The organism is Colwellia sp. MB3u-8, assembly GCF_014076985.1.
Lineage (GTDB): Bacteria > Pseudomonadota > Gammaproteobacteria > Enterobacterales > Alteromonadaceae > Cognaticolwellia.
In genome coordinates this window covers 1-311 of record NZ_JACGVA010000023.1, presented here as the reverse complement: position 1 = coordinate 311, position 311 = coordinate 1, and the positions used below count along the sequence as shown (strand labels likewise).

The 311-nt window shown below is 40.5% G+C and carries 1 tRNA gene; it reads right to left on the bottom strand.

The annotated features are described in order from the left end of the window. Positions 1–226 precede the first annotated feature (226 nt). Positions 227–302 (bottom strand) — tRNA-Ala (locus tag H4J54_RS00175). Positions 303–311: the final 9 nt, after the last annotated feature.

Genomic DNA, 311 nt, shown 5'->3' with positions numbered 1-311 from the left:
ATCATTAATAGGCGATATTCCTATTAATAACAGCTTGGTATTTATAATTTACAAACAACAGCGCGACACCGTGTTTGTCATATAAATACCGGTATTTATATCAGCTTTCCAGATTGTTAAAGAATTAGTCATTCACACGCATTCGGTGAGGACTTGGTTTAAAAAACCAAACTTAACTTATCAACTTTTGATAGTTTAAGTTTGGTCTCTCTCTTTAGTGAAGAAGTGGTGGAGCTAAGCAGGATCGAACTGCTGACCTCCTGCGTGCAAGGCAGGCGCTCTCCCAGCTGAGCTATAGCCCCGCAATGGGA